At 55.4% G+C, this 19,360-nt stretch carries 16 protein-coding genes; 9 read left to right on the top strand and 7 right to left on the bottom strand.

Translation table 11 applies throughout. The annotated features are described in order from the left end of the window. Positions 1–18 precede the first annotated feature (18 nt). Positions 19–1,122 (bottom strand): Gfo/Idh/MocA family protein, encoded by a 1,104-nt coding sequence (locus ACR0DU_RS06265; protein WP_319545612.1) that lies wholly within the window; start codon positions 1,120–1,122, stop codon positions 19–21. Positions 1,123–1,251: 129 nt separating this feature from the next. Here ACR0DU_RS06265 and iolD point away from each other — a divergent pair, with 129 nt between their 5' ends. From iolD to ACR0DU_RS06230, 7 genes are all read left to right on the top strand, one after another. Continuing rightward, positions 1,252–3,120 (top strand): 3D-(3,5/4)-trihydroxycyclohexane-1,2-dione acylhydrolase (decyclizing), encoded by a 1,869-nt coding sequence (iolD, locus tag ACR0DU_RS06260; protein ID WP_319545613.1) that lies wholly within the window; start codon positions 1,252–1,254, stop codon positions 3,118–3,120. Beyond that, entirely contained in the window at positions 3,120–3,959 is an 840-nt protein-coding gene (locus tag ACR0DU_RS06255) for a phytanoyl-CoA dioxygenase family protein (protein ID WP_319545614.1), read from the top strand. Before iolD ends, ACR0DU_RS06255 begins: the two co-directional genes overlap by 1 nt. Continuing rightward, positions 3,956–4,933, top strand: a complete 978-nt coding sequence (gene iolC / locus ACR0DU_RS06250; RefSeq protein WP_480873096.1) for a 5-dehydro-2-deoxygluconokinase — start codon at positions 3,956–3,958, stop codon at positions 4,931–4,933. Before ACR0DU_RS06255 ends, iolC begins: the two co-directional genes overlap by 4 nt. Before the next feature lie 12 nt (positions 4,934–4,945). Next, positions 4,946–5,803, top strand: a complete 858-nt coding sequence (locus ACR0DU_RS06245; RefSeq protein ID WP_010438328.1) for a 5-deoxy-glucuronate isomerase — start codon at positions 4,946–4,948, stop codon at positions 5,801–5,803. Continuing rightward, complete coding sequence (locus ACR0DU_RS06240) at positions 5,800–6,630, top strand: class II fructose-bisphosphate aldolase (RefSeq protein WP_480873094.1); 831 nt, start codon at positions 5,800–5,802, stop codon at positions 6,628–6,630. Before ACR0DU_RS06245 ends, ACR0DU_RS06240 begins: the two co-directional genes overlap by 4 nt. A gap of 1 nt (position 6,631) precedes the next feature. Continuing rightward, the gene (gene iolG / locus ACR0DU_RS06235) at positions 6,632–7,621 is read left to right on the top strand and encodes an inositol 2-dehydrogenase (RefSeq protein WP_480873297.1); all 990 of its coding nucleotides are present in this window, start codon (positions 6,632–6,634) and stop codon (positions 7,619–7,621) included. 1,125 nt (positions 7,622–8,746) lie between these two features. Then, on the top strand, positions 8,747–10,432 hold the full coding sequence (locus tag ACR0DU_RS06230; protein ID WP_480873092.1) for a tryptophan halogenase family protein: 1,686 nt from the start codon (positions 8,747–8,749) through the stop codon (positions 10,430–10,432). Between the two features lie 167 nt (positions 10,433–10,599). Here ACR0DU_RS06230 and ACR0DU_RS06225 read toward each other — a convergent pair whose 3' ends face one another. The 6 genes from ACR0DU_RS06225 to ACR0DU_RS06200 are packed head-to-tail and all read right to left on the bottom strand — an operon-like array spanning position 10,600 to position 15,824. Next, the gene (locus ACR0DU_RS06225) at positions 10,600–11,505 is read right to left on the bottom strand and encodes a TIGR01459 family HAD-type hydrolase (protein WP_480873091.1); all 906 of its coding nucleotides are present in this window, start codon (positions 11,503–11,505) and stop codon (positions 10,600–10,602) included. Further along, positions 11,502–12,317: a phosphonate ABC transporter, permease protein PhnE gene (gene phnE / locus ACR0DU_RS06220; protein ID WP_010438311.1), complete on the bottom strand. Its 816-nt coding sequence runs from the start codon at positions 12,315–12,317 to the stop codon at positions 11,502–11,504. The genes ACR0DU_RS06225 and phnE (ACR0DU_RS06220) overlap by 4 nt, the downstream gene beginning before the upstream one ends. Next, complete coding sequence (phnE, locus tag ACR0DU_RS06215) at positions 12,317–13,132, bottom strand: phosphonate ABC transporter, permease protein PhnE (protein ID WP_010438308.1); 816 nt, start codon at positions 13,130–13,132, stop codon at positions 12,317–12,319. Before phnE (ACR0DU_RS06215) ends, phnE (ACR0DU_RS06220) begins: the two co-directional genes overlap by 1 nt. Next, positions 13,129–13,923 carry a phosphonate ABC transporter ATP-binding protein gene (phnC, locus tag ACR0DU_RS06210; protein WP_010438306.1) on the bottom strand — a complete coding sequence of 265 codons (795 nt, stop codon included), beginning with the start codon at positions 13,921–13,923 and terminating at the stop codon, positions 13,129–13,131. Before phnC ends, phnE (ACR0DU_RS06215) begins: the two co-directional genes overlap by 4 nt. 58 nt (positions 13,924–13,981) lie before the next feature. Further along, positions 13,982–14,956, bottom strand: a complete 975-nt coding sequence (gene phnD / locus ACR0DU_RS06205; RefSeq protein WP_170471462.1) for a phosphate/phosphite/phosphonate ABC transporter substrate-binding protein — start codon at positions 14,954–14,956, stop codon at positions 13,982–13,984. A gap of 40 nt (positions 14,957–14,996) precedes the next feature. Then, positions 14,997–15,824: a DeoR/GlpR family DNA-binding transcription regulator gene (locus ACR0DU_RS06200; RefSeq protein WP_480873088.1), complete on the bottom strand. Its 828-nt coding sequence runs from the start codon at positions 15,822–15,824 to the stop codon at positions 14,997–14,999. 287 nt (positions 15,825–16,111) lie between these two features. On the opposite strand from ACR0DU_RS06200, the gene ACR0DU_RS06195 reads away from it, so the two are divergent. Together ACR0DU_RS06195 and ACR0DU_RS06190 are read left to right on the top strand one after the other, a co-directional pair. Beyond that, entirely contained in the window at positions 16,112–17,137 is a 1,026-nt protein-coding gene (locus ACR0DU_RS06195; RefSeq protein WP_010438296.1) for an ABC transporter substrate-binding protein, read from the top strand. After that, positions 17,138–19,351 carry an ABC transporter permease gene (locus ACR0DU_RS06190; RefSeq protein ID WP_480873086.1) on the top strand — a complete coding sequence of 738 codons (2,214 nt, stop codon included), beginning with the start codon at positions 17,138–17,140 and terminating at the stop codon, positions 19,349–19,351. Positions 19,352–19,360: the final 9 nt, after the last annotated feature.

The following is a 19,360-nucleotide window of genomic DNA, read 5'->3' as shown; positions in this document are numbered from 1 at the left end:
TTGTCTTGTCTCCGATGCTCAGAAATCTTCGATGTTTTTCCAGTTTTCATCCGCTGACGACGCCAGCGCCGCAGCAACGATCCGGTTGACCTCATGCCCGTCACGGAAGGTCGGCCAAACCGGCTTGCCTGTCTCGATCGCGCGCAGGAAATCACGCGCTTCGATGATGATCTGATCCTGATAGCCCGTGCCATGGCCAGGGCCCTGACAGAACGGCTCATAGTCCGGATGGGCGGGGCCGGTCAGGATTTTGCGGAAGCCGCGTTCGGACTCGGGGCCTTCCATGCGGTAGAGCCACAATGCGTTCTGATCCTCCTGATCAAACCGGATCGCACCCTTGGTGCCGCTGATCTCGTAGGCGTATCCCATCTTGCGCCCGGTCGCGATGCGGCTGAAATACATCGATCCCATCGCTCCGTTCGCGAAGCGTACCATCATCTGGGCGTGATCGTCGTTATCCACTTCACCACCCGGGCGGGTTTTATGAACCGTTTCGACCACGGCCATCACGCGCTCGATTGGCCCAATTAGGGCTAGCGCCGCGTTTATCATGTGTGGCGCCAGATCGCCCATCGTCCCGTTGGACGTTCCAGATGTGCGCCAGGTCGCCGGTGCCTGCGGGTCGGCATAAAAATCTTCGGTATGCTCACCGCGAAACCATGTGACGTCACCGATCTCACCATTGGCGATCAACTGACGGGCATGTTGGCTGGCGGGTGTGCGTATATAGTTGAACCCGACCATGTTGGTCAGACCTGAGGCCTCAGCCGCAGCCACCATGGCATCGCCATCTTCCATCGATGCACCCAGGGGTTTCTCGCATAAAACCGGCTTACCCAGCGCAAAGGCTGCCAGAGCAATCTCACGATGCGTTTCCTGAGGGGTAGCGATCACGACCGCCTCGACCTTTGGATCGCTCACAAGCTCGCGCCAGCTATCTGTCGAACGCGCGAATCCATAAGACTGACGATAACGCTCAGCACTTTCTTTAGATGATGCGCACACCATCTCAAGTCGCGGGCGCAAAGCGGTGTTGAAAACTGCCCCGACCGAAGACATGGCGACCGCATGGGCCTTACCCATATACCCGCCGCCCAGAATGCCAATGCCGATATCTGCCATTCCGACGCCCTCCTCCGCTTTTTCTTGAAAACCATTTGCAACCGGTTGCAAAACTTGTATCGTGAGAATAGGACTCTCGCAAGCTGCATTCGGCATTGCACCTCAATTTTCCTAAAGGAGCCCGCAGACATGTCCGCGCAACATGACACTGTTTACCTGACAACGGCGCAGGCGATCATTCGCTGGCTGTCGAACCAATTTATCGAGATCGACGGACAGGAATATCGTTTATGTGGTGGGGGTTTCGGGATTTTCGGCCATGGCAACGTGACCTGCCTGGGAGAGGCCCTGAATACCGTGCGGGATGAGTTGCCACTCTATCGTGGGCAGAATGAACAGAGCATGGGATTCGCGGCCACAGGATATGCCAAGCAGTGGCTGCGTCAGCGATTCATGTTCTGCACCGCCAGCGCGGGACCCGGTACCGCGAATCTGCTGACTGCCGCCGGGCTTGCCCATGCCAATCGCTTGCCGATGCTGATGCTGTGCGGGGATACATTCATCACCCGCTTGCCTGACCCGGTTCTGCAGCAGATGGAGAACTACTATGACCCGACCTTCGGCGTGAACGACGCCTTCAAGCCGGTCAGCCGCTATTGGGATCGCATCACGCATCCGGCACAGGTCATTCAATCTCTGCCCGCCGCCATTGCGACGATGCTGGACCCGGGCGATTGCGGGCCTGCTTTCCTCGGGTTGCCGCAAGACGTGCAGGGTTGGACTTATGACTACCCGGTGAAGTTCTTTGAAAAGAAAGTCCACCGCATTCGTCGCCAATCGCCTGATGCGGATGAGATCGCTGATGCGGTTGCCGCGCTGGCAGGCGCGAAACGCCCGATGATCATCGCAGGCGGCGGCGTTCAGTATTCCAAAGCTGTCACCGAACTGACTGAGTTTGCCGAGAAGCACCAGATCCCGGTCGTCGAAACCATCGCAGGCCGCGCCAACATGCTGGCAACCCATCCGCTGAATATCGGCCCGATTGGCGTGACGGGTTCAGACAGTGCCAATGCGATTGCAGAAAAGGCCGATGTGATCGTCGCAGTCGGCACGCGGCTACAGGATTTCACAACCGGATCGTGGACCGCCTTTGACAAGGACGCTCAGTTCATCTCGATCAACGCAGCGCGGCATGATGCGGGCAAGCACATGTCCTTGCCGGTTGTGGGGGATGCAAAGTTATCTTTGAAGTCTCTAACACAGGCAGTTGACTATACCGCTCCTGCTGAGTGGGTCTCGTTGGCGCAGGAAGAGCGGCACAAGTGGGATGCCTATGTGGCCGAGAATGTCTCCTACGGAAACCGTCCGAATTCCTACGCTCAAGCCATCGGCGTCGTGAATGAACTGTGCGACACGCGCGACCGTGTGGTTGCCGCTGCTGGGGGATTGCCCGCCGAGGTTACAGCCAACTGGCGCACTCTGGATATCGGTACCGTCGATGTCGAGTTCGGCTTTTCCTGCATGGGCTATGAGATCGCAGGCGCCTGGGGTGCGCGCATTGCCCAATCCGAGCGCGAGCCTGAGAAAGACACCATCACCTTCTGCGGTGACGGCTCGTACATGATGTTGAATTCAGACATCTATTCCTCGGTCTTGAGCCGCAAGAAGATGATAGTGCTGGTGCTGGACAATGGTGGCTTTGCGGTCATCAACAAACTGCAGAACAACACCGGCAACGAAAGCTTCAACAACCTGCTGGAAGATTGCCCGACCATTCCCGAAGCCTTCGGCGTTGATTTCGCGGCCCACGCGGCTTCGATGGGAGCCACAAGCGAGAAGGTCGCGAACCCGGCAGAACTGACCGAAGCGTTCAAGCGCGCGAAGGCCAGCGACAAAACTTACGTAATTGTGATGGATGTGGATGCCTACGAAGGTTGGACGACCGAAGGACATGCCTGGTGGGAGGTTGGAACCCCTCATACTTCGGCCGATGAAAACGTGCGCAATGCCCATGTTGAATGGGAAACCACTCGTGAAAAGCAGCGTAAGGGTATCTGATGAAACGGTTTACAGCAGAGACAGCCGATCCTGACGTCATCGTTGATGAGTTGCTGAATGGCGGCGGAGCGGTTGCCATCTCAGGCCTGTTCACACCCGAGGAAATCGCCGAGGCCCGCGCGATCGTCATGGAGCATTCCGAGGCGGCGGCCGAGAAAGTGACGCATTTTCAGGGGGCCGCAGAAGAAGATGGCAAGCTGAACCTGCAACGCCGTGTGTGGAACCTTTTGGCGAAGGGTGACGTGTTTTCTCGCATGGCCGCTCACCCGGTTTTGATGAAGATCCTCCGCAAGTTTCTGGGGACCGAGTTCATCATGGGCTCGATCGCTGCCAACCGCATCCTACCGGGCGGTCCGGGGCAAGAGCCGCATGTCGACTATCCCTATTGGGATTTTCACAGTCCCGAAACGCATCCCATGGGTCTGAATGGGTCATTTCCGATGAACGCGCAGGTCTCGGTTTTGCTGGACCCGTTCACTAAGGAAAGCGGCGCGACCGGCTATGTACCCGGATCGCAGAAAGAGCTGCGGTATCCCACGCCCGAAGACAAGTTCTATGACAAATGCGAGCAGATGACCGGTGAGCCCGGCGATGTTGCGCTGTTCTATGGCGTGACGTGGCATTGCGCGATGCCGAACAAAGCGGATCACGACCGCAGCGCCATTCTGATCCAATACCTGCCCAAATGGGTCAAACCGATGGAAGATATGCCTGCTGCGCTACCGCAAGATTTCCTCAATCAAGCAAGCCCCGACATGCGGCAATTGCTGGGTCTGGACTATCCCTACCCCGAGGTGCTTGATGCTGCGCGGGCAGGCAATACCGAGGGGCGCAAGTGACACTAATCAAAGGCATAAAAGGCAACCGCTTTGCCGTGTTTGGACGCGCGGGTATGGATTTGTTTGCTGGTCCCATCGGCACTAAAAGCGTTGATGCGGATACGTTCCATGCCGATCTGGGCGGCTCAAGCGCCAATATCTGCGCGGGGCTGGTCAAGCTTGGCGGTCAAGCCGCGCTGGTTACATCCGTATCAGATGATGCAGTCGGCCGGTTCTGTGTGAACCGGCTGCAGGATTATGGCGTTGAAACGCGATATGTCCGTGCTGTGGGGGGCGAAGCGCGTACCTCTTTGGCTGTCTACGAAAGCTGCATCGAAGACTTTCAGAATGTCATCTACCGCAACGGCGCCGCCGATTTTGAGGTGACCGAAGCTGATATGGATGCGGTGGATTATACCTCGTTTTCTGCCCTGATCACGGCAGGCACGGTGTTTGCGGCAGAGCCTTCACGCTCGGCTACGTTTCGCGCGTTTGAAAACGCGCGCGCCGCTGGTTTACCAGTGATCTTCGACATTGATTATCGTCCCTATAGTTGGCCCTCGGCGCAGGTGGCCTCAGATGTTCTGACCCGCGCTGGGAACGAAAGTGATCTAATCGTCGGCAACGACGAAGAATTCGGCTTTATGGCGGGCGGCATTGAAAAGGGCCTGGACAAAGCCCGTGAACTGGCTGCCAACGGCAAGATGGTGGTTTACAAGATGGGCCATGAAGGGGCCATCACTCTGACCGACAGGCAAGAGATCCGCACCGGCATTTACCCGGTCACCGCCGTGAAACCCAATGGCGCAGGCGATAGCTTCTTGGCCGGTTTTCTCGCCTCGATCGCCGCAGGGCATGACTTGCGTGACGCGGTGCTGCGCGGCTCGGCCTGCGCGTCCATTGTCGTGTCGAAACCCGGTTGTGCCGGGGCCATGCCGACAACCACCGAACTGGACGAATTTCTGGCCCGACACCCGGGCCCCACGGATACCTGAAAGGAGACGCAGATGCATATCGCGCCCCATGACAACCAGAACAAACCTATTGTCGATGCCGACAATGATCTGGTGCCGCTGAACTATTTCAACATCGTCAAGCTAAAAAAGGGCGAAGTGTTCGAATACGCGGTACCTGGCTATGAGACTTGCATTGTGCCTGCCACTGGCACTGTAGATGTGGATGTGGACGGAGCGATTTATACCAACCTCGGCAACCGCACCATCGACGTCTGGGATGGCGACCCCGAAGGTGTCTATGTACCCGTCGGCGCTAAGGTTCGCATTACTTGCGTGACGGACGAGACCGAGACCTTCATAGCGGGCGCTAAGTTCGACCGCGTGCTTGAGCCTTTTGATGTCCGCGTGCCCGAGCTGGATCTGGTTCAATACGGTTCTGACGACACCAAAACGCACCGCAAGATCAAACACATTCTTGGCGCAAACCACCACGACAAGGTGGGCCGCCTGCTGGTGTCTGAACTTTTCACCGTGGGTCAAGGCGGTTGGTCTGGTTTTCCTAGCCACAAACACGACACCGACCGCAAAGGTGACGATGGCGAGATGATCGAAACCCGCCATGACGAGACCTACAATTTCCGCTTCCGGCCCGACTATGGCTCGGGCATCCAGATGCTCCAGCGTGAGGACAACAAGCCGGGCGATGCCTATCACATCATGGATGGTTCAACGATCATGATCGACAAAGGCTATCACCCTTGCGCGGTTCTGCCGGGGTACGAAATGTACTATTTCACCATCCTCGGCGGCCTCAGCCAGCGCTCGCTAAAACAGTACTTCCAACCGACCCATGCAGCCCAGCTGCACACCATCCCCGGAATCATGGACATGGTGGCCAAGTTCAAATGAGCCTTGTGACATTATCGGACGCGCTGCAACCCGCGCTGCGTGACGGCTATGCCGTGGCCGGGCTGGTGACTTTGGGCTGGGAGGATATGCGCGCCTATGTGGCCGCCGCAGAGGCCGAAGATGTGCCGATCATCCTACAAGCCGGTCCATCCTGCCGCGAACACACGCCGCTGCCGGTTCTGGGCAAGATGTTCCGCCATTTGGCCGAGGGGGCAGGCGTACCTGTCGTGGCCCATCTGGATCACGGCTACACCCATGAAGACTGCCGCATCGCCATCGACAGCGGTTTCACCTCGGTCATGTTCGACGGTTCGCGCAAACCATTGGTGCAGAACATCGCGGAGACAGCCGCCATTGCCGAGATGGCGCATGCCGCCGGTGTTTCCTGCGAAGGAGAAATCGGTTTTGTTGGCTATTCCGGTGGCGAGGGCTCGGACGGCACCGATCCGGAGGAGGCCGCGCAATTCGCCCGCGAGACCGGTGTGGACGCGATGGCCATCTCGGTCGGCAACGTCCATCTGCAGCAGAATAAAGAAGGTGGCTTGGACGAGGCCCGCATCCGCGCTATCGAAGCCGTGACCGAAGTACCGCTGGTGATCCATGGCGGTTCAGGGGTACCGGTCGCACAGCGCTCTGCTCTGGCACGCGGGTCGAAGATCTGCAAATTCAACATCGGGACCGAATTGCGGATGGCATTTGGTAATGCCTTGCGTACTGCCGTGAATGCCGACCCGGACAGGTTCGACCGCGTTCAAATCTTGAAAGAAACACATGAACCGGTGGTCGAGGCGACACGCCGGGTTCTACAAGCCTTCAAAGGGGCATGAGATGTTGAATATCGGCTTACTGGGTTGCGGGCGTATCGGGCAGGTTCATGCGCACTCGATCGGGCAGATTGATGGCGCACGGGTCAGCGCGGTAGCAGATGCATTTGCGGATCCTGCTCAGATGCTGGCCGACAAAACCGGCGCACAGGCCCTGTCGGCGGAAGACCTGATTGGAAGTGCGGATGTTGACGCTGTTGTCATCGGCACCCCGACCGATACCCACTACGATCTGATCCACAAAGCCGCGAATGCTGGCAAAGCGATCTTCTGCGAAAAGCCAGTTGATATGTCCGCAAACCGCATCCGCGACTGCATCAAAGTTGTCGAAGCCACCGGCGTGCCCTTCATGACGGCCTTCAACCGCCGCTTTGATCCCAGCTTTGCCAATATCCAGTCCCGCATTGCCAACGGCGAAATCGGAAACGTCGAGATTGTCACCATCCTGTCCCGCGACCCCTCGCCGCCACCAATCAGCTATATCGAAAGCTCGGGTGGGCTGTTCCGCGATATGATGATCCACGATCTGGATATGGCGCGCTTCCTCCTGGGTGAAGAACCAATCAGCGTCTACGCGGTTGGCTCATCACTGGTCGACCCCGAGATCGGCAAGGCCGGAGATGTAGATACCGCTGCTGTCACCCTGACCACGGCGAGCGGCAAGATTTGCCAGATTTCAAACTCGCGCCGAGCGAGCTATGGCTATGACCAACGCATTGAAGTTCATGGTGAGAAGGGCATGTTGCGGGCTGAAAACATGCTGGAAAATGCGGTCGAGATTGCGACACCTACCGGGTTTCAGAAAGCCCCCGCGCGACATTTCTTCCTTGAGCGATATGAAAGCGCCTATCGGGCAGAAATGGGACACTTCGTTGATGCGGTGTCTCGCGCATCCGCTCCCTCTCCGGGTATTGTTGACGGGTTACGGGCGCAGGAACTAGCAGATGCGGCAGACACTTCCTTGAAGCAGGGATCGGTTGTGAAGCTCGCGTAATGCCTCACAAACTGAAATGAGGGATAAGGTACGACGCGCTGCACTCGTACCCCCTCAAGAAATCATCAGACATCCTCCAAGCGCGCCGTAACTGTTTGGTATCTGCATGAGATGTCCGGAATGTGTCTGAAAGATTAAATTTTTGGGACGTTGGGAAAACCGATATACTTGGTTACTCGCTTCAAGCACGCGGCACGCCTTGGAGCCCGTGTTGTGATCTTTAGCAGATGCAGAGCCAAGTTTGGCGGGATGAACATTCGGGTGCGAAGGAGCTGCGAGCGCAGCGGAACGAGAACAACTGTCTGTGACGGATGTTGGCGGCTGTCATGCTAGATAACGGGGTAATGAAGTCCATCGCGAGCAATGGCGGGAATTGGAGAATGAACTTCGCCAGTCCGGCTATCCATTTGTCAGTAGGTAATCGCCTGAAATCACCGTAAAGCCTCTTCTGGACATTCTGCCGTCTTCGCCAATCTCAACCGTGCCACCCAGACTGTTTCGCCTGAGCTGCTCAAGGGCTCCATTCAGCAAGCCTCGACCGGCCCTCTAATCTGCAGAAAGAAATGAGGATTGATGCTACATCCAGACGGCCCGGATCAACGTGCTGGATCACGCCATGGGAGATCCGGCGCGGAACCAAAGCTGATCTCGAACTGCATACAAGACCTTGAAGGGTTGGCCACTTTGGTTCCAATAGATTCAAATAAACGGGTTCGTTGGGCGGCCCTTCTCGTGTTACAAGCTATTAATTCAGTGCTGTAATTCCGAAATATCAACTGGGAGACATGGCAAGCCTCACCAGTGGAGCTTGCAAATCTAATCGGGCTAACAGCAGAATAATCCATGTTTGCAATTATCTCGCAAAACTTTGGGCGACTACGCTTGAATTTCCTAAGTGCAATCAAACAAAAATGAACGTCTCTTCACAAAAATATTTTTAGGCATTTTAGGGATCTGGCACCAGATCAGTGGATGTGCAGGTCGAACGAATTGCCATAGACTCTGGCTGTACGCAGGAAAGCTGTTATGTTTCCCCCAAGCCAACGGGGAACGCTGCCAAATATACATCAGTACAAAACAAGAAGCAGCTGCAATTTCCCCTCGAGCCAACAGGGACAAATAAACATGAATAATCGTTTGCGCAAAATCACCATCGTTGGGGGTGGTACAGCCGGTTGGATGACCGCGCTGATCTTGGACATGGTGTTTTCACGCACTTCGGCGCCTAAGGATCGTCCTCGTATTTGCCTGATCGAGAGCCCCAATATCTCAACCGTGGGCGTTGGGGAAGCAACTGTACCGCGTATGCCGGTCACGCTCCGCCAGGCGGGTATTGCCGAGAGGGATTTTTTCCGCGAAACCAACGCGTCATTCAAGCTGGGTGTGAAGTTCTGCAACTGGAACAACGACGCAAAGGGCAATCGTATTGATTATGTAAACCCGTTTGCGCATGGTCAATTGCTGGAAGGGTTGGAAGCCGCCGAGTATTTCCTACGATTTGGCAATGGCGATCGGGACTTTACGCAATCGATCTCACCGCATGATGATCTTGCTCGCCTGTGCAAAGGGGCGCGGCCCTTGGGTGCGCCCGAATTCGAGCAGCGGTTTGGTTATGCCTATCATCTGGATGCCGTGAAATTTGCGGGTATGTTGACCAAAGTCTGCACTAAGCGTGGCGTTGAACATATTCAGGATGAAGTTCAATCGGTCGAGCTGGATGAGCACGGTAACGTCAGTCATTTGATGTTAGAGCGCAAGGGCCGCCATGACATCGAGATGGTCATTGATTGCACCGGCTTCCGGGGGTTGATCATCAATCAGGCGCTGGGCGAGCCATTTATGGATTATTCCGAATACTTGCCCAACGATCGCGCCATGGCATTGCAGATCGAACATCCCGATCCGGAGAAGATCGAAAGCGTCACTCGGTCGACAGCTCTTGGTGCAGGTTGGACGTGGCGGGTGCCACTCTACAATCGCGTGGGCACGGGCTATGTGTATTCGTCGGCGCATCGTACGGATGACCAAGCAGCGGATGAATATCTGGAGTGGTTGGGTGACAGCGGCAAGGGTCTGACACCCCGCGTGATCCCGATGCGCGTCGGCCGCGTACGCAATGCGTGGGTCAAGAACTGCCTTGCGATCGGTCTGTCCGGTGGGTTCATCGAACCGCTTGAAAGTACCGCAATCCATATGATCGATCATGCAATACGCTGGTTCGCTGAACATTTGCCAACACGCGATATCGAGCCATCTCTGCGCAGTCGGTATAACCGTCAGATGAACAAGCTCTACGATGAAGTTCTGGATTTCATCTGTCTGCACTACCGATTGGGCAACCGCACCGATGATCAATACTGGATCGACGCCCGCACCGAGATGAAAATCCCGGATCGGTTGGCTGAGAACCTAGAGCTGTGGCAGCACCGTCTGCCGATGGAACACGATATTGAGTTTGCAACGCTGTTCAACTTCCGCGTTTATCAGACCGTCCTTTTGGGCAAGCAGGTTTATGATACCGGCTATGGCACGGGCATACGCGATCGCATTCGGCCGTTGAAGAAACCGATTTGGTTCCAGTGGTGGAAAGGTGCGAAAATGGACCTCGCGCAGATCCTCAAATCAATGCCAGATCACAAAACGTTGCTGCGCGATATCCGAGGAGAGCTGGAGAAACCCGCCTTTGGTAAAGCGGCTGTTGCGAAACCAACAGTCGCGATGCCGGGCACCGCTCCGGCTCCTGTGGTTGTGCAGAACATGCCGAACTTCGCCGAAATTCAAAGTGGCGCGAAGGACTTGCAGCTATTCTAGGGCAGTATTGAAAACGCAACAGAGCGTCTTCCAATACGTTGTAGCGGCACGCATAACCCACCAATTGCTGGTCAGGTTCTATTTTTGCGAATAGGCCTCTGACCAGCTCTTGGTTTGGCATGTCTTAGCGGTCCTATGGATAGCATTCGATGGGGTTTCGGCCAGTTTCAAGGACGGCTTACGATGATGTCCGGAACGATACCGGCCTTGTCGATTGCTGTTTCAATATCGTGTCCGGCAAAAAAACCGTAACCTGAGACCAAAGCCGACGCGATCCCTGCTGCGTTTGCACCCAAAATATCTGTATGCAAGCTGTCGCCGACCATAAGAACGCGGGACTTGTCGATGGATCCCAGCCGTTTGAATGCCAGATCGAAAATGTTACCGAACGGCTTTCCGAAGAATTCCGGGACCACACCAGTTCGGTCGGCGAGACGATGTGCGAACAGGCCAGGTTCAATTGAAAAGCCACTTTCTCGGGGGGCAACAATATCCGGGTTGCCGACCAATACAGGTCGCTGCCGCTTTGACAAAGCAGACTCCAACAAAGCCTGCCGCGCTTCGGTCCAGGCCGCAGACCCAATCATCAAAAATCCGTCGACCGCATCATAGGGTGTTGGATCTTCTTCCAGATAGGTCAGGTTCAAACCTTCCAGATCGCGAAGGCCCGTGCTTGGTGTTGCCATCAACCCCCAGTGCAGCTCGCGTTGCAAATGAAGATTTGCAAGCAGCGTTGCGCGGCTGGTGATGACATCCTGCGAAGCAAAATCATAGCCAAGCCGAGTGTATTTCTCGATCAATGCCGCATGAGGGAACCCGGCAGCATTCGAAACCACAAGAATGCGCTTTCCCATGGCCTTTAGATTTGTGACCCGTTCAGGCGTACCGGGGATAGCGGTTTCACCAATGTTAAGAACTCCGAACGCATCCAAAAGGAAGACGTCAAACTCATCGGCTACATCTTCAAGTGTTTCCACCCGACGAAAGGACTGGCCAGTAGCGTCAGCAGAGGGCAGACGATGCCGCGCAGCTTCGTATGCATCGAACGCCTCTTCAATCGAGATTTGGCTCAAATGATCGCCCCCCGCACTTTGGCAGAGACCCATTCGCTGATCATCACGGCAATCAGGATGACAATCAGGATCAGGCTGACCTGCGGCCATGCCAGGACATTGAGCGAAGCCGATAGTTGCAGTCCGATACCCCCCGCTCCGACCAGGCCAAGAACCGTGGATTCGCGGATGTTGATATCCCAGCGAAAAACGGCGATGCCTGCAAAGGCGGGCAGAATTTGTGGGACGATGCCATAAGCCATGATCTGCCAGCGCGATGCGCCGGTGGCCGTTATGGCCTCGACCTGAGTGTGGTCGATTTCTTCTATGGCTTCATAAAGCAGCTTGGCGCAAAACCCGATAGACCGGATCGCGATTGCTATAACACCTGCGAAAACCCCGGGACCGATGATTGCGATCAGCAGGAGGGCCCAGATCAACGAGTTGATCGAACGGGTTGAAACGATGATCAGAAGAGCAACAGGCCGGATGAAAACGGCCGAGGGCGTGGTATTGCGCGCAGCCAGAAAAGCGACTGGTACGGCAAGAAACAAGGCGATGATCGTGCCGAGCGTGGCAATATTCAGCGTGTCCCAGATCGGACGCCCCAATTGCGTGATATAGTCCCATTTTGGGGGTGTCGCACGGGTCCAGATGTCATTTGCGATGCGCGGTGCATCCCAGACAAAGAACCATGTCGTCGACGCCGAAATGATCTGCCAGCAATAGACAAAAACTGCGACGCCCAAAAGCCAGCCAAACCAGCGAACAAGGCTTTGTCCGGTCGTTCGTCTGCGCCAAATCTGCGTACCTTCCTGTTCCAGAACCGGCATTACTGTACCCTCGCGCGAATGATACCCGAGAGGTATTCGAGCGCCATGACGATCCCGATAATCAAGATCAGTATGGCGGCTGCGGTGTCGTATTCGTAGCGATCGAAGGCTGTGTTCAGCGTCGCTCCGATGCCACCCGCACCCACAAGCCCCAAGATGGCGCTTTCGCGGAAATTGATATCGATCCGGTACATTGAAAGACCAACCAGTCGCGGCATGACCTGAGGCTGCACGCCGTAATTGATCCACTGCATCCAGCGTGCGCCCGAGGCTTTGATGGCTTCAGCCTGCACTTTGTCCATGGCCTCGATATCTTCAGCCAGAAGTTTCGACAGAAACCCGATGGTGGCGAATGAGAGTGTTAGGAAACCTGCCAAAGGACCAAAGCCAAAGATCGCAACCAACAGGATCGCTACAATGATCTCTTGCAAGGCACGGCTGATTGCGACAATGCCGCGGCAGATGACGTAGATGGGCAGAGGAGCGATGTTGCGTGCAGCGCCCAGCCCGATCGGGATCGAAATCAGGATGCCCACAACAGACGCCGCAACAGTCATGACAATGCTTTCCAGCAAACCGCTCCAGATATCGCTCCAGCGCGATATAAAATCGGGGCTGGTAAAGGCGAGCACAAAGGCCCAGCCGCGATCCAGCCCTTCATAAACCCGACCCCAATCGACCTCGATGGTCAGAAAGGCGGCAATCAGATAGGCAACAAAACCTACAATCAGAGCCCAGCGGAGCATCGCGTTCTTAACAAACGGCGGTTTGCGCCACCCCTTGCCAAGAACGTCATCAAGTTCGGTGTGGCTCATTCTGCGGCCTCGATCTCTTCGTCTTCGTCCACTTTTTCAATCGTGGCTTCCCAGTCTTCTTCACCGTAGATTTCGGTTAGTTTGTCGGGGGTAAGACCGGTGGGGAGGCCGTCATATACGATCTCGCCAAACCGAAGGCCCACGACGCGCGGCACGAACATCTGCGCAAGCGCCACGTCGTGAATGTTGATGATCGCTGCCAATCCGCGTTCCTGACAAAGCTCGGTAATCAACCGCATGATCTGACGGCTGGTTTTGGGGTCCAACGAGGCAGTTGGCTCGTCCACCAGCAAAAGTTTGGGGTTCTGAATCAGAGCGCGGCAGATGCCGACCCTCTGACGCTGACCGCCCGACAGTTCATCGGCGCGTTTGTCTGCCATATGCAGCAGTCCGACCCGATCCAGCAGACGAAAGGCTTCATCGACATCAGATTGAGGGTATCGCCGCAGGAAGCTACGCCAAAAGCCGACATATCCCAACCGCCCTGACAGGACGTTTTCCATAACCGTCAGGCGTTCAACGAGCGCATATTCTTGAAAGATCATACCCATTTCGCGTCGCGCTTTGCGCAACCCACCTGAGCCAAGTTTGGTCAGGTCGGTATCATCTAGCATGACAGCGCCACTTGTCGGCTCAACCAGTCGATTGATGCAGCGGATCATCGTGGATTTGCCTGCGCCGGATGGGCCGATCAAAGCAAGCACCTGTCCCTTGGGCACATCAAGATTGATTGCTTTTAGGGCCTGATCTCCGGTTTTATAAGTTTTAGTAAGCTCTTGAAGCCGCAGCATTTAATACCCCTGTAAGGGTTGAGACGGGCCCGGAGGGGCCCGTCATTATAATATCGGATTATTGGCAGGCGTAGGAAACGCCGTTTGCCGCATCAATCTTGCGGATCACGTCCCAGAATTCCTGGTAGGTCATTTCGAGGAACTGGCCTTCGTTCGATTTTGAGAACTCAGCCTCAAGTGTCGTGCCGTCCCATTCGAAACTGAAGAAAGCGTTGCGGATTTTCTCCTGCAGTTCCGGAGTCAGGTTGTACACGGTGCCAAAGCCGGTCGTCGGGAAAGTCTGCGACTTGTAGATCGTGATGACGTCGTCTTCGTTGATCACATCTCGCGAGATCATCCGCGATTTGACTGAGTTTGCGATCGAAGCAGCCAGATAATCCTTGTTGGCCACACCGAGGATCGAGTTGTCATGTTTGCCGGAATAGACTGGTTCGAAATCACGTTCGGGCAACAGATCAAAGTCGCTTTTCAGAATGGCCGACGGTGCCTTGAATCCCGAGTTCGAAGTGGGTGAGGTGAAGGCCAGTTGCTTGCCCTTGATGTCCTCGACCTTTTCGATGCCAGAGCCTGGATAGGTAATGATCTCCATCTCATACCCGAAGTTACCATCTTTTGAGGCCATGATCGTGAAAGGACGGAACCCGGCGCAGTTCACCGCCAGCGGGTTCGAACCAGTGTTGAAACCCGCGATATGCAGGCGTCCAGATCGCATCGCCTCGATCTGGGCGGCGTTGTTCTGAACCGGGAAAAAGACAACATCTTTACCGGTTTCAGCTTTCAAATGGTCAAGAAAGTCCGACCACGCGGTTTTGTAAACGGCTGGGTCCTCGACCGGAGTGTAGGCGAAGATCAATGTGTCGGGATCGATCTGTTCGGAAGGATCGGTGGGGATGTCCGCGATCAGATCACCGTCGGCATCGCAGAACCGTTCATCCAGATCACCGCGCGGACAATCCTGAGCCGACGCAGCCCCGCCCAACGACAAAAGTGCAAATGCTGATGCTCCGATCAGTAATTTGACGTCAATATTCATATTATTCCTCCCAGTTATGCGTGGCCGTCACTGTCCACAGTTAGTCGTTCTTTGAAATGGATTCTCCGATAAGAATGGCAACGCCAGCTGCATTGATAGAGCCCAGCAAATCACCTTTCGGCTTTGTGTCGGTGATGATGGAATCCAGCCCATCAAGATCACCTACCTGCGACAGGCCTTTGCGCCCGAATTTTTCTGAATCAATCAGCAAATGCCGTTTTGCTGATCGCGCCAACATCTTTTGTTTGACCGCAGCAAACCCCTGCACTGTCTCAGACGGGCCCTCGGCCGAAATTCCGGATGCGCCGATCATGCATTGATCGACATTGAAACGGGACAGGTATTCGAGCGTATCAGTGCCGATAATGGCCGATTCCTCGGCAAGATACTCGCCTGGGCACAAGAGAACCTGGGTGGGCGAATGGCCAAGCGTCATCGCAACGGGGATCGAGTTTGTTATCACCGTGCACTCAGTTCCCTGATAAGAAAGCGCGCGCGCCATTTCTACCGTGGTCGAACCGGAATCAATCATCACCGTATCGCCATCTTGAATCAGCGCGGCCGCACATCTTCCAATTCGTTCACGCTCCTCCGTACGCGCATTGGTCCGTTCATCAAGACTTGGATATCGTCCCTGTGTGGGCGCAGATGCCCCGCCGTGTGCGCGTGCGATCAGCCCGTCTTCTGACAAGGCATCGAAATCCCGGCGCACGGTTTCTGCCGACACATTGAACCGCTGCGCCAACTCACTGATCCGGACATGCGGGCGCAACTTCAGTTCAAGCAGGATCTCTCGACGGCGATCGGATTTTTTAACCCGAGCCTGATTTTTTTCAGACCTCATCCCGCGTGTTTCTGTTTTGGACATCCGGCAACCCGACTCGGCTTCATATTCACTTTTGTGGTGTTTCGGGCGTTTTGCAACTATTTCTGTTGCAAAACCCTCATGTTGTTGTGAGACTTCGGAAAACATTGCCTCTTTCGAAGTCCCGGATCAATGTATGGATAGGCTGGTTGGCATCGCGGAGAATGGTAATTGAACGGACATACAGAATGCGCGATGGCCACGTTCGAGGAATAACGAAAGTCTGAAGGAAAAAGCACATAATACACCGGGAAAACCGGACGCAATGAACCAAACAGGGAGAGAAAATAATGAAGAGATTTACGTCTACCGCATTGGGCTCGCTAATCGCCCTTGCAGCTTCAATGTCAGCAGCCCAAGCAGACAAGCTGACTCTTTATTGCTCTGCTCAGGAGGATTGGTGTCAGCTGATGGCGCGCAGCTTCGAGGACGCTACTGGCATTGACGTCAACATGACCCGCAAGTCCTCGGGTGAAACGTTTGCTCAAATCCGGGCAGAAAGCTCCAACCCTAAGGGCGATGTCTGGTGGGGTGGCACCGGTGATCCGCATCTTCAGGCCGCTGAAGAGGGCCTTACAATGGAATACGTCTCGCCCATGCGCGATCAGCTTCATGACTGGGCGATTTCTCAGGCTGAAAGTGCCGGTAACAGAACCATCGGTATCTATTCCGGTGCGCTTGGTTACGGCTACAATGCCGATCTTGTCGCCGCAAACAACCTGCCCGAACCGGCGTGCTGGAAGGACCTTCTGAAGCCCGAATACAAGGGCCATGTTCAGATGGCGAACCCAAATTCGTCAGGTACGGCCTACACGACACTTGCCTCAATGGTACAGATTTTTGGTGAGGACGAAGGCTTTGACTTCATGAAAGGCCTGCATTCCAATATCAACCAATACACCAAATCGGGCTCGGCCCCGATCAAGGCTGCGGGACGCGGCGAAAATACCATCGGTATTGTCTTTATGCATGACGCGGTAAAGCAGGCCGTGTCGGGTTTCCCGATCAAGGTCGTCGCGCCGTGCGAGGGAACTGGCTATGAGATTGGTTCGATGTCGATCATCGACGGAGCTCGCAACGAAGAAGAGGCCAAGAAGTTCTATGACTGGGCATTGTCGCCCGAAGCACAGAACCTTGCCCTTCAGGTCAACGCATTTCAGGTGCCGTCAAACAAAGGCGCCGAGACTTCCGAAAGCGCTCCGGACATGAGCCAGATCAAGCTGATCGACTATGACTTCAAGAAATACGGCTCGTCGGATGAGCGCAAGCGCTTGCTGCAGAAATGGGACGAAGAGGTTTCGGTACTGCCGCAGTAAATGACTGACGACACGACAAAAACGACCCATCCGGTTCTGATCTTCTGGGTCATCGCCGGGTGGGTCGGATTCTGCCTGCTGCCGTGGTACATGGTTGACGGTGGCCTGTGGTCGTTCGAGTGGCTTCTGGACGGCTACCCTTTCGACGAAGATTATGCGCCTGCGGCCTTTCTGATCGGGCAGGGTGAAAAGCTGTGGCTTGCGCCGCTTCTTATCGCTCTACTGTTGCCGCTTTCGGTACTAAGACGCGCCAAATCAGATCCGCTCTATGCGCGCATTCTGATCCTGTCAGGGGCGCTGGGCTTCGGCTGGCTGATCGCACAAGGTTTTAGCATCGGAATCCGAGGCTACAATTTCGATTGGCTGGAGTCCGTGTTCGGAGAACTCGGGGATCGGCAATTCGGCATGGGCTATGGCGCGATGATCTGCGCGTCGAGTTTTCTGTTCCTTCTGACCCAGGGTGTCGCCGCACGTGGGGCGATTAACGGAGACGTCTTCGTGGTCAGCGCCATCGGTGGTGTGATCGCCATCGTCACCGCGTTTGTATTCTTTCCCATCGCCAAGATGTTGTTCGCGGCCTTTGTGACGGAGGATGGCGCGTACTCCATCGCGGTTTTTTTCTCGAAGTTCTTTGACGACCGGCTTTGGGGGCTGGGATGTTTCTGGGGTGCGCGATGCGGGGCGGCCTGGAATTCACTATTCCTCGCCATTTTGGTCGGTTTCATCACCACGGCGCTGGGTTTGTGCTTTGCACTTGTCGTGACCCGCTCGGGCTTCCGCTACAAACGCGCATTGCGCGCACTGACTGTTCTGCCGATCATCACACCACCCTTTGTGATCGGTCTGGCGCTTATCTTGCTATTTGGACTATCCGGTTCCGTCACACAGTTTTTTGCCGAGCTGTTTGGCACTCAACCTACGCGCTGGCTCTATGGTATGCCGGGTGTTCTGATCGCGCAGACGCTAGCCTTTACGCCTATCGCATTTCTGGTTCTGATCGGAGTGGTCGAAGGCGTTTCGCCATCCATGGAAGAAGCGGCCCAGACATTGCGCGCGAACAGATGGCAGACGTTCAAAACTGTGTCCCTGCCGCTGATGCGCCCCGGCCTCGCCAATGCATTCCTTTTGGGCTTCATCGAAAGCATGGCTGATTTTGGCAACCCACTTGTGCTAGGCGGCAATTTTGATGTGCTGTCGACTGAGATTTTCTTTGCCATTGTTGGTGCACAATACGATCAGGGCCGCGCCGCGGTTCTGGCTATGGTGTTGTTGTTCTTCACGCTTTCTGCATTTTACGCGCAGCGTGCTTGGCTGGGTAAAAAGAGCTACACCACTGTTACTGGCAAAGGGGACGCTGGCGTACATCCATTGATGCCAACCGGCCTTTCCATCCCGGTGCTGACGGTCGCCCTTGGCTGGGCGGTATTCACCATCGTCGTTTATGCCATGATCGTATACGGCAGCGTGGTCGAGCTGTGGGGGGTCAATAATTCCCTCACGTTCAAACACTACGTCACTGCGTTCTCGGTTCGGATTGAAGCAGAGGGTATTCGCTGGACGGGGGCTGCGTGGGATAGTTTCTGGACCACCATAACGATCGCCGCAATCGCTGCGCCGTTAACCGCTGCTGTGGGCCTGGTGACAGCTTATCTTCTGACCCGACAGAGTTTCGCAGGTAAAGACGCCTTTGAGTTCGGCACCATGCTATCCTTTGCCATCCCCGGCACCGTGATTGGCGTCAGCTACATTCTGGCCTTCAACGTACCACCGATCGAGATCACGGGCACGGGTGTTATCCTTGTTGTCAGCTTCATCTTCCGCAACATGCCGGTCGGTGTCCGAGCCGGTATCGCCAGCATGTCGCAATTGGATCGCAGTCTGGATGAGTCGTCGCTGACCCTTGGTGCAAATTCCTGGCAGACTTTCCGCCGGATCATCCTGCCACTACTTCGACCGGCGATCCTTGCAGCACTGGTCTACAGTTTCGTGCGAGCCATGACGGCGATATCCGCTGTAATCTTTCTGGTCAGCGCGGAATATGACATGGCGACAAGCTACATCATCGGGCGGGTCGAAAATAACGACTATGGTCTCGCCATTGCCTATTCCACCACACTGATCTTTGTGATGCTGTCAGTGGTTGCCATGATGCAGCTGATCGTGGGCCGGACCAAGATCGGGCGACGAATGACGCAGTCGCGGACCAATGTTTAGGAGAGTTTG

It is taken from the genome of Ruegeria sp. G2 (assembly GCF_056533505.1).
This window is presented reverse-complemented; position numbering and strand designations above follow the sequence as displayed.

Coding starts and splice junctions, on each gene's coding strand:
- ACR0DU_RS06265 (WP_319545612.1), bottom strand. CDS start 1,122: ATGGCAGATATCGGCATTGGCATTCTGGGCGGCGGGTATATGGGTAAG.
- iolD (WP_319545613.1), top strand. CDS start 1,252: ATGTCCGCGCAACATGACACTGTTTACCTGACAACGGCGCAGGCGATC.
- ACR0DU_RS06255 (WP_319545614.1), top strand. CDS start 3,120: ATGAAACGGTTTACAGCAGAGACAGCCGATCCTGACGTCATCGTTGAT.
- ACR0DU_RS06245 (WP_010438328.1), top strand. CDS start 4,946: ATGCATATCGCGCCCCATGACAACCAGAACAAACCTATTGTCGATGCC.
- ACR0DU_RS06240 (WP_480873094.1), top strand. CDS start 5,800: ATGAGCCTTGTGACATTATCGGACGCGCTGCAACCCGCGCTGCGTGAC.
- iolG (WP_480873297.1), top strand. CDS start 6,632: ATGTTGAATATCGGCTTACTGGGTTGCGGGCGTATCGGGCAGGTTCAT.
- ACR0DU_RS06230 (WP_480873092.1), top strand. CDS start 8,747: ATGAATAATCGTTTGCGCAAAATCACCATCGTTGGGGGTGGTACAGCC.
- phnE (WP_010438311.1), bottom strand. CDS start 12,317: ATGCCGGTTCTGGAACAGGAAGGTACGCAGATTTGGCGCAGACGAACG.
- phnE (WP_010438308.1), bottom strand. CDS start 13,132: ATGAGCCACACCGAACTTGATGACGTTCTTGGCAAGGGGTGGCGCAAA.
- phnC (WP_010438306.1), bottom strand. CDS start 13,923: ATGCTGCGGCTTCAAGAGCTTACTAAAACTTATAAAACCGGAGATCAG.
- phnD (WP_170471462.1), bottom strand. CDS start 14,956: ATGAATATTGACGTCAAATTACTGATCGGAGCATCAGCATTTGCACTT.
- ACR0DU_RS06200 (WP_480873088.1), bottom strand. CDS start 15,824: ATGTCCAAAACAGAAACACGCGGGATGAGGTCTGAAAAAAATCAGGCT.
- ACR0DU_RS06195 (WP_010438296.1), top strand. CDS start 16,112: ATGAAGAGATTTACGTCTACCGCATTGGGCTCGCTAATCGCCCTTGCA.
- ACR0DU_RS06190 (WP_480873086.1), top strand. CDS start 17,138: ATGACTGACGACACGACAAAAACGACCCATCCGGTTCTGATCTTCTGG.